Origin of the sequence: Kitasatospora aureofaciens (assembly GCF_019192735.1) — a bacterium.
In the GTDB taxonomy this organism is placed as follows: Bacteria; Actinomycetota; Actinomycetes; order Streptomycetales; family Streptomycetaceae; genus Kitasatospora; species Kitasatospora aureofaciens_A.
In genome coordinates this window covers 1-8,785 of sequence record NZ_JAHTKP010000117.1, presented here as the reverse complement: position 1 = coordinate 8,785, position 8,785 = coordinate 1, and the positions used below count along the sequence as shown (strand labels likewise).

Sequence of the window (8,785 nt, the reverse complement as noted above, 5' to 3'; positions counted from 1 at the left end):
GCTTCGGCCGGGGAGCCGGGTCGGCAGCGGACGGATTGGTGCTGGTCATCAGGGGGGAACTCCTACTCGGGCCCTCTCAGGCTAACCCGACAAAGCGGGATGTCTCACCCAAGGCTGACAGAGAGGGAACCGCTGCCCCCGACGGGCTCAGTGGTCGGGATCGACCTCGGGATAGCGAACTTCCTCGCCGACTCCAACGGCGGGTTCGTGCCCAACCCCCGCCACGGGCGGACCGCCACCGCGAAGCTCGAAGCCGCGCAGCAGGCCCTCAGTCGGTTCCCGCGTGTCCGCCGCGACAAGCGCACCGGCAAGCACCAGCGGGCAGTGGAAAAGGTCGCCAAGCTGCATGGCAAGGTGCGCCGCCAGCGGCTCGACCACGCGCACAAGACCGCGCTCGGCCTGGTCCGTGAGCACGACCTCATAGCGCACGAAGACCTCAAGATCCGCAACATGAGCAAGGCCCCCGCGCCGAAGCCCGACCCCGAGCAGCCGGGCGCGTTCCTGCCCAACGGGGCAGCGGCGAAAGCCGGACTCAACCGTTCGATCATGGATGCCGGTTGGGGGGTGTTCCTCGCGATCCTCACCAGCAAGGCTGAAAGCGCCGGTCGGGAAGTGATCGCCGTGGACCCCCGCAACACCTCCCGCGAGTGCCCCGAATGCGGGCACACCGCGAAGGAGAACCGGCCCACACAGGAGGCTTTTCACTGCGTTAGCTGTGGCCACAAGGCCCACGCTGACACGGTGGGAGCCACCAACGTTCTACGGGCCGGGCTGGTCCGTCGCAACGCCCGCCAGGGTTAGCGAGAAGCCCCCGGCTTCAGCCGGGGGAGGAGTCACGCACCCCTGTTACACCTGCCAGGGCTCCATCGGCGGCACCCCCGGCGCCATCGACGAACTGCGCGAACCCGCCGACCCCTACCGCCTGGATTGCCCGGACTGCGCGTTCAAGCGCAGGAACACCGGCCGCCCGCCGATCATCCTGCCCCTGCCCACCAACCGCGACCGCCGCCGCGCCGCCGCCGGCAAGCTCGACGATCCCTACTGGCACATCCGCCTGCACCACGCACAGGAGTACCCCAACCGCTGACCAGGCCCCATGGGACGGCAGCGACCAAAGCGACCGACACCGAACACAGGCCGACCAGGCGGTGCGCGCCACGGGCAATGGGATGCAGCGCGCACCGCCCGCCCGACCCTGCCAGAGCCCCGCAACCCGGCTCCCCGGCAGACCCGGCCAGCACGCCACCGTGCCCGCCAAGCACACGCCGATGAAGCGAATTTCCACCCAGGACGGGCAAATCAACGGTGCAGCGAAGAATTATCCAGAGCCCGGCATGCCCTCGGCCCCGGCGCGGTCCGCTCCCTTCGCTCCCTCCGCTCCCTCCGCTCCCAACACCCCCAGGGCCGCCAGCAGCCGCCCTGGAGCCGTCCCGGACCCGCTACAGCCCGGCCTGCTCGATCTGGTCGGCCGTGATGTCCAGTAGCCGGCGGTGGAGCCGGTGCTCCTGGCGGGCGGCTTGCTGGCGCACCCAGTCGGCCGCGGCCTGCCTGGTGTAGGCGGCGTGGTGGAGCGCGGCCGGTTCCTCGGCACTCATCGGCCGGCCGTTGTGCTGGGGCCCGGCGTCGGTGGCGGGGATCGGCGGCCAGGACGGCGTAGGGTCGGCCCGAGGCGCGGTACTGGCCTTGCGACAGCCCGTTCAAACTCGCGGCGTGCCGGCACTCCGCCGCCCGGGGCAAGCGGTACGACTCGCCCTCCGGAACCGACCCTTGACGAGAAGGTACGCCTTGGCAACCGACTACGACGCCCCGCGCAACACTGGCGACGACGCCAGCGACGACAGCATTGAGGAACTGAAAAGCCGGCGTGATGACAAGCAGGGCTCCGCAGTCGACGTCGACACGGAGGCCGCCGAAGGCCTTGAGCTTCCAGGTGCCGACCTGTCCGGCGAGGAACTCACCGTCCAAGTTGTGCCCCTTCAGCAGGACGAGTTCACCTGCATGACCTGCTTCCTGGTCCACCACCGCGTCCAGCTCGCCGGCGAGGACGGGAACGGCCAGCCCATCTGCCGCGACTGCGCGTCTTGACTGCGAAGAGAGGCAGAGCTGACCGCATCCTGAACGGCGCACAGCCCAGACGCCGTGCTCCTGGACGCCCTGCAGGCCGCCCGTGAGGCCCATGCGAAGCGGCCACCGTGCTGGACGTGCAAGGGACCGCTCGGCGGCCGTTCGGGCTCCGAGCTGGAGTTGCGTGAGGAGGCAACGGCCGAGGCCGCCGAGTGCCCGGACTGCGATGCGGAGCGCGCCAGTGCGTGTGGCGAGCCGCTGATGCTGCCACTGCCCACCGACCGTGGGCGTCCGGTGTGGGCCGGCCCAGCAGCCCGGCGCGGGAAACCGATTTCGTGTTGGCACGGTCATCGCTTAGGGTGATCTCACCGACGCGGGGTGGAGCAGCTCGGTAGCTCGCTGGGCTCATAACCCAGAGGTCGCAGGTTCAAATCCTGTCCCCGCTACTACGAAGGCCGGGTCGTCGCACTGTGTGCGTCGGCCCGGCCTTGTTTGTTGGGTCAGTTGGCGGTTGGTCAGGCTGCCGAGAGCAGTTGCCCGCCGTTGTCGGGGGTCTCCCCCGGCGGCGCGGTGGGCGTGCAGTCCGCGCAGGCAGCGCCAGGTTCCCGCCGAAACGGCCACAACTGCCGCTACGACCAGCAGGCACAAGTGGCTGGCCGACCATAGGGCGGCGAGGAGTCCGGCGAGCGAGAGCGGGGCGAGGACGAGCAACGCGATGGTGGCGAGGGTGGCGGCGAACGCCCGCTCGGGGATGAGCTGGGCACGGTCGCAGCGGCGGCGCCTGCGGCGGGCTGTGTGGGTGCCGATAAATCATCCGGCCTGGTCATAGCCTTGTCTGCTTGGCTGCGTGTCGCGTCTGTCGGCCTCGTGGGTGTCTTCCCCGCGGGTCAGCAGCGGCATGATGATCTGTTGTGCTGCTGCGCCTGGCCTACCTCGCCGTGACCAACACCTTTGCGCTGCTGCGGCTGCTGCCGATGGGCAGCCGGGAGAAGGACATCGAGATCCTTGCACTCCGGCACCAGCTGCCGAGATCGCGCACGGTCCGGGCCCCAGCCCTGCCCCAGGGCTGCAGCGCGCCGCCGCAACCGGGGCGGCGCAGCGCGGTCGGGATCTTGACCGAAGGCGCGTGGCTCTCCGACTCCAGAATGTCTTCCATCGGTCAGGAGGGCCGGAATGGACCTGTCAGGGTCGGTGCAGCAGGAGGTAGCCGTCCTGGTCATCGACGGTCTGGTAGCCGCGGGCTTGGGCCGCGGCGATGTCCTGGGTCTGCTGAGCGCGTGTGGTGGGCCAGTTCTGGGTGGTGGTGTCGACGATGATCCACTCGGAGCGGGGGATGCTGTCCGGCACGCCGAATTCGCAGACGGTGGTGCGGTTGGTGAGCTGTGGAACGAGGCTGTTGGAGGCGGCGACGGTCGCTCCGTCGGGTATGTGGTTCAGGACGCGGTGTGCGGCGGCGGTGCGCGGATCGGTCTGCCAGGTGGCGGGCTCGCCGAGGCGTGCCAGTGGGAACTGCGGCAGCAGCAGGTCGCTGATGGCGGTGCCAGCGGCCAGCTGGATACGGGCAGCGCGCGGGCCGCCTGGCCGGGTGGCGACGGCTTCGATGAGCGCGGCGAAGACGATCGGCATCAGGACGGCGCTGTAGTGGTAGTCGGTGCCCCAGTAGGCGGGGTTGTGTGACAGGAAGCGCCACCCCAGGGTGGGCAGAGCTGCCCACAGCAGCGTGGAGCGGAGGGCCAGAAGCGCGGTCGGGGCCAGCAGCAGCACGACGGTGTGGCTTTTGACGTCCAGCCCCGAGGCGGCGGTGTGCACAATCTCTGTGAGCCCTGGCCCACTGCTCTGGTGTGAGCTGAGGCTGTCCAGGTACGTGAACTTCCCGCCCGGGTTGAACGCCGGGATGATGACGAGGACTTCCAGCAGGGTCCCGACGACGCCGATGGCGCAGGTGGTCAAGCCGAGCCGCACCCGGCCGCGCCGGGCCACCAGGACGCCGATGGCGGCAACCGTCAGGCCGAGGTCTTCCTTGACGAGCAGCAGTGGCAGCGCCCACCCGACGGCCGCGGGCAGCCTCCCTTCGCCGAGGGCGGTCAGCGAGAAGGCCAGCAGCGGAACGGCGAAGCAGACCTCGTGGAAGTCGAAGCCCACGGCCTGCGCTATCCCCCAGGACACGCCGTAGCCGAAGGCGACCGCCAGGGCTGTGGTCCGGCCGGCCGTTCTCCGTGCCCAGGAGGTCAACGGCACGACGGCGAGGGCAAGCAGCGCCGCCTGCGCCAGGAGCAGTACCAGGGGAGAGGGCCACAGCCGGTACAAGGGCGCGAGGGTGGCCAGGATGGGCGAGAAGTGGTCACCGAGCAATGGGAAGCCGGGTCCCTTGAGCTCGGAGACGGGCAGGTGGCCGTGTGCGTAGGAGCGCACGCCCTGCTCGAAGATGCCCAGGTCGAAACCGGTGGTGAGTATCCGCTGGTGGTCGCGAACCGAGACCGCCGCGTACACCGCGAACAGCACGGCGCCCGCGGCCCAGGGCCAGGCCGCGCCCGACCGGATACGCGGACCCGTCCGCTTCCTGCCGGGAGACGAAAGGGCACGCGGGGCAGCAACGGTGGCGAGTGGGGGCACGGCAGGGCCTACTTCCGTGGGCGTGTCAGGTTGTTGGTGGTCTGGCTGGTTGAGGGCGTGTCGGGGGTGGGGTGGGGCCGGGTTGGGGTGGCGGTGAGGCCGGAGTGGGCAGGGGATGACCCGGTGATACGGGGAGCCGTGGTGGCGTTGGGTGGAGACCCGGATCGGCGGGCGGTGGCGGCCCGGACGGGTGGAGCGCTGGTGCCTTCACCAGGGGTCGGTCCAGAGGGCGGCGTCGGTGCGGTGGGGGAGCCTGGCACCTTCGACCGGGGGTGGTACTGCTTCGACGACACCCGGATCCGCCCGCTTGCCGAACCCGCCGACGTCCCCGGCGCGCCCGCGGCCCGGCGCGACGCCGTCCGGGTGCCGGCCGAGCTCGCCGGACCGCCCGGCACCGACCCGGCCGACAGCTGTTGGCGGCTCGGCTGGCTGCGCATCGGCGGCGCCTGGTGTTCGGCCCTCATCACCGCCCGTCGGCGCCCTGCCCCGGGCATGCCGTGGATTGCACACGCCCGGTGGGGCGAGGACAAACAGGCCGCCTGGATCGTCGTGGACAACGCCGTCCTGCGCCTGGTCCCGCCCGAGCCGGTCCCCGCGGCCCAGGACGACGGGCGGCCACGATGACGCTCGCCGCCGTCCCGGACCAGGCCTTCGAGGAACGCGCCGAGCGCCTGGCCGACCTGCTTGATGCCACTTCCCTGATGATTTGGTGAGTTCAAGCGTCAGGGAGGCGTTGGTTGACCGAGTGGCAAGTGGTGTGGGTACCCGACGTTGACCGTTGGGGCGCCCTGCCGTCCGAGGGCGTCTTGGGCGTCCAGAACCTGCCGGCGGAGGTAGCCCGGATTGGGCTGCGGCCCGGTGATCCTGTTTTCGTCGCGCCGGACGGCACGGTGGACGCTGACCTTCTGGACTTCGTGCGCTCTCCTCAGTTCCGCATCCTGGAGCGGGAGACAAAGCGGAACTACGCGACGGACATCCGTCCGCTTCTGACGTTCCTGTCGGCACGCGGGGTGCCCTGGCGCAGAGCGAGCCGGCGCGATCTCGTTGATTACCGGGACTGGCGGTGCCGAGCTGTCGAGAACCCGCAGCGCGTCGGCGGGACGAAGTGGAACCGGGAGGCTGCCGCGTTCACGAAGCTGTTCCGGTGGGCGAAGGTCGAGCCGCTGCCCGTGGACGCCGGCCGGAGCGAAGACCGGGCGGCGGACTCCGTTGGCTCCAACGTGCTGTGGCTGACGCCGCGGACCTGGGGCCTGTGGTCCGACACCGGCCTGCGCGGCCACACCCTCGCCGCTTCACCGGCGGCCGGGTGGGAATCGAGGACGGAGCTTCGCAACACGAGCTTCGTGCAGCTGCTGCTCGGCTCCGGCCTGCGCCGCCAGGAGGGCGGGGCGCTGCTCACCTTCGAGTTGCCGACCCAGCTTCTGCGATACGGCCGGTACTGCCACGGGCAGATCGCCGCCGCGTTGACGAGGGCTAAGGCCGGGCGGGTCTTCTACGCCTCGGCGGACTCGATCAGGCAGGTCGAGGCGTACATCGCCTCGGAGCGTGCCTGGGCGATCCGGCGTGCCCAGGAGACGGGGCGCTACGAGCGGCTGTCGGAGCTGCGTGTGGTCACCGGGGTGACCACGGCGCGCAGGCCGGTGGTGGAGTGGGTGGACCGGCGTGGTGTACCGGGTCGGCAGGAGCTGGGACGGCTGGGGTGGCGGGAGCGGCAGTTGCTGTTCCTCGACGGCCCGGACGGCCCCGAGCCGGCCTGGCTGTGGCTGACGGAGCAGGGCCTGCCGATGGCACCGGACCGGTGGAACGGCGTCTTCGCGGCGGCGAACCGGCGCTGCGAGCAGGTCCTGCTCGCCCCTCGGGAGCGGGAGGTTCGGCGGGAGTTTCGCCTCGCGGAGGTCCGCGGCCGCAGTCCGTACGCGACGCCGCACGCCGCTCGCCACTCCTACGCGCTCTACATGCTGGTGTTGCTGAACGCGCTGGTGGAGGCGCGGTTCGGGCTGACGAAGGTGGACCGGCGGGACTTCGCGCTGCTGTTCGGCGATCCGTGGTGGCTGGTGAAGACCCTGCTGGGGCATGCGGACGTGGAGACCACGAAGCGGCACTACCTCGCTCCCGTCGCGCATCTGGAGCTGGAGTCGATCCTTGCTGCCGCGAGCGTGGACGACGACCGGGACCGCCAGGTGGAGGACCTGACCGAGGTCCTCGCCAGGCTCGCCCGGGAGTCGCAGGGCATCCAGGACATCGATGTCCTTGTGGCCGAGCGGGTGGGCGCGTGAGCGGGCGGGGGCGCAAGGCGGCCCAGCCGCCGGGCGGTCACCGCGCCGCGCCGCCGCTGGCACCGGACGGGCTGGTGGTGACGCTAGCCTTCGCTGCGCAGGGCCAGGGCCGGTTCGACTTCGCCGATCTGCCCGTCGCCCCGCCGATGCAGTTGTCCCTGGCCCGGCTGTTCGCCGCCCGTTCGGCCCGGTGGAACAGCCACGAGACGGCGCGGTCGTATTGGGTCGCGGTGACGGTGTTCGCCCGCTTCGTCGCCGCCCAGCCCGAGCGGGTCGAGGACCTCGGCGACGTCAGCGCGGCACTGCTCAAACGGTGGCGGTTGATGAACCTCGCCACCAAGGGCGGCGTCAGCATGCTGAACCACATCAGGCCACTGCTCAAGCTGGACGAGCGGCTGTCCTCTGGGCCGGCCGCCGAGGAACTGCTCCGCCGCCTGCCGGGGACCCGCTCCACTCGCAGTTCGTTCACGGCTGACGAGCACCGGCAGGTGGTGCTGGCCGCCCAGCGCCAGTTCCGCGGGGCCCTGTTGCGCGTACGGGAGAACGCGCGGCTTCTGGCCGCCTGGCGGGCAGGAGAGCTGGAGAAAGGCGGCCGCCGGTGGCGTATCGCCGAGATCCTCGATCACCTCGCCCGTACCGGCCACGTCCCGGCCTGCGACTGGGGAGGGCCGAGAAATCGCACGCTGCTTGGCGGATCGCAGTGGCAGAACACGTGGGGTCGGCTTTACCTGGACCGGGCCGAGATCACCGCGCTGGCCGTGCTGCTGACCGACCGGTTCGGATGGAACCTCGGTGTCTACGACCGGCTGCCGACGCCGACGACGGCGCCGTCTGCCGGGACGGGGGCGTTGACGTACCGGATCGAGGTGGAGAAGCGGCGCCAGGGCGGCGGCCGGTGGTTCTCCACCGAGAACGTCGCCGACGTCGGCCCGGGCTCATCCGGCCGGCTGGTCTCTCAGGCGCTGGAGGCCACGGCCTTCGGACGGCACCTGGCCGCCGCGCTCGCTCCGGGCACGGACCGGTTGATGGTCGCGCGTAACCACTATCCCACCGGCCGGAAGTCCAACGACCCGGCGCGCCCGCCCCGGATCGGTCCGCTGTCCGTGGGCGTCTCCGACAGCGACGCCCGCTTGTGGGCGAGGGACAACGGCTTGAGCGGCTCGCCGTTCCAGCGCAGCCGCCGTACGACGGTGGTCCGCGAGGGCCAGCCCCTGCAGCACACGCCCGGCACCCACGAGAGCGTCTACGTGCTGCCGGACGAGCACGTGCAGCACGCTTCCCGGGACGTCTTCGCCGACGGGGCCCACGAGGCACTGGCTCAGGCGAAGGCCGTGTTCGGCGGCCACCTCGACGATGGACCCGAACCCGGCCACGCCTCGACCGTCACGGCCGACTGCGAGAGCGAGGAGTCCAGCCCCTTGTCAACGACTCCTGAAAATTGACCCCTTGCGGCTCTCCGAAAATTGACCCCGGTTGGTTGTGACGGCGGCTGGTCACCGGAGTGACCCGGGGACCGTCGTCGTGAAAGCCTTCGGGCATGTCTGAGCTGAGCGAACATGCCGATCGTCCGGTCAGGCTGCTCGGTTTCTGGGGGTCGCCCGAGAACCAGAAGCTGCCGAACCCCGCTGACCTTGTCGATCCCGCGTGGGACAAGGCGGAACGGATGTGGGTCGCGGACTATCTGGAGCACGGCCTGGTCGCCGGGGTGAAGTTCCCCCACTGAACTGGACAGCCTGATACTGGGACGTTGAGTCCCGGAGGAAGCAGTCCTGATAGTGAGCGGTAAGAGCAACATGAGCAAGCGGTACACGGCCGAGTTCAAGCGGGACGCG

8 protein-coding genes, 1 tRNA gene and 1 pseudogene are annotated in these 8,785 nt (G+C 70.6%); 8 read left to right on the top strand and 2 right to left on the bottom strand.

Annotated features, from left to right (window positions below; translation table 11 throughout):
- Positions 1-126 precede the first annotated feature (126 nt).
- Together KV557_RS40870 and KV557_RS40865 are read left to right on the top strand one after the other, a co-directional pair.
- Positions 127-801: pseudogene (locus tag KV557_RS40870) on the top strand (RNA-guided endonuclease InsQ/TnpB family protein); the annotation flags it as partial.
- On the top strand, positions 716-1,087 hold the full coding sequence (locus tag KV557_RS40865) for a hypothetical protein (protein ID WP_218207150.1): 372 nt from the start codon (positions 716-718) through the stop codon (positions 1,085-1,087). The pseudogene KV557_RS40870 and the gene KV557_RS40865, both read left to right, overlap by 86 nt.
- 352 nt (positions 1,088-1,439) lie before the next feature.
- Here KV557_RS40865 and KV557_RS40860 read toward each other — a convergent pair whose 3' ends face one another.
- Positions 1,440-1,595, bottom strand: a complete 156-nt coding sequence (locus KV557_RS40860) for a hypothetical protein (protein ID WP_218207147.1) — start codon at positions 1,593-1,595, stop codon at positions 1,440-1,442.
- A gap of 190 nt (positions 1,596-1,785) precedes the next feature.
- On the opposite strand from KV557_RS40860, the gene KV557_RS40855 reads away from it, so the two are divergent.
- Both KV557_RS40855 and KV557_RS40850 read left to right on the top strand, forming a co-directional pair.
- The gene (locus KV557_RS40855; RefSeq protein ID WP_218207146.1) at positions 1,786-2,085 is read left to right on the top strand and encodes a DUF4193 domain-containing protein; all 300 of its coding nucleotides are present in this window, start codon (positions 1,786-1,788) and stop codon (positions 2,083-2,085) included.
- Positions 2,086-2,436: 351 nt separating this feature from the next.
- Positions 2,437-2,510 (top strand) — tRNA-Met (locus tag KV557_RS40850).
- Between the two features lie 736 nt (positions 2,511-3,246).
- Here the strand turns inward: KV557_RS40850 and KV557_RS40845 are convergent.
- Complete coding sequence (locus KV557_RS40845; protein ID WP_308130309.1) at positions 3,247-4,566, bottom strand: DUF2079 domain-containing protein; 1,320 nt, start codon at positions 4,564-4,566, stop codon at positions 3,247-3,249.
- A 354-nt stretch (positions 4,567-4,920) separates the two neighbouring features.
- Between KV557_RS40845 and KV557_RS40840 the strand changes: the two genes are divergently transcribed.
- The 4 genes from KV557_RS40840 (at position 4,921) to KV557_RS40825 (ending at position 8,676) form a co-directional block, all read left to right on the top strand.
- Complete coding sequence (locus tag KV557_RS40840) at positions 4,921-5,301, top strand: hypothetical protein (protein WP_218207145.1); 381 nt, start codon at positions 4,921-4,923, stop codon at positions 5,299-5,301.
- Between the two features lie 113 nt (positions 5,302-5,414).
- Entirely contained in the window at positions 5,415-6,953 is a 1,539-nt protein-coding gene (locus KV557_RS40835; protein WP_218207144.1) for a site-specific integrase, read from the top strand.
- Positions 6,950-8,395, top strand: coding sequence for a hypothetical protein (locus KV557_RS40830; protein WP_218207143.1), 1,446 nt, complete (start codon positions 6,950-6,952; stop codon positions 8,393-8,395). Before KV557_RS40835 ends, KV557_RS40830 begins: the two co-directional genes overlap by 4 nt.
- Before the next feature lie 95 nt (positions 8,396-8,490).
- Positions 8,491-8,676, top strand: a complete 186-nt coding sequence (locus KV557_RS40825; RefSeq protein WP_218207142.1) for a hypothetical protein — start codon at positions 8,491-8,493, stop codon at positions 8,674-8,676.
- Positions 8,677-8,785: the final 109 nt, after the last annotated feature.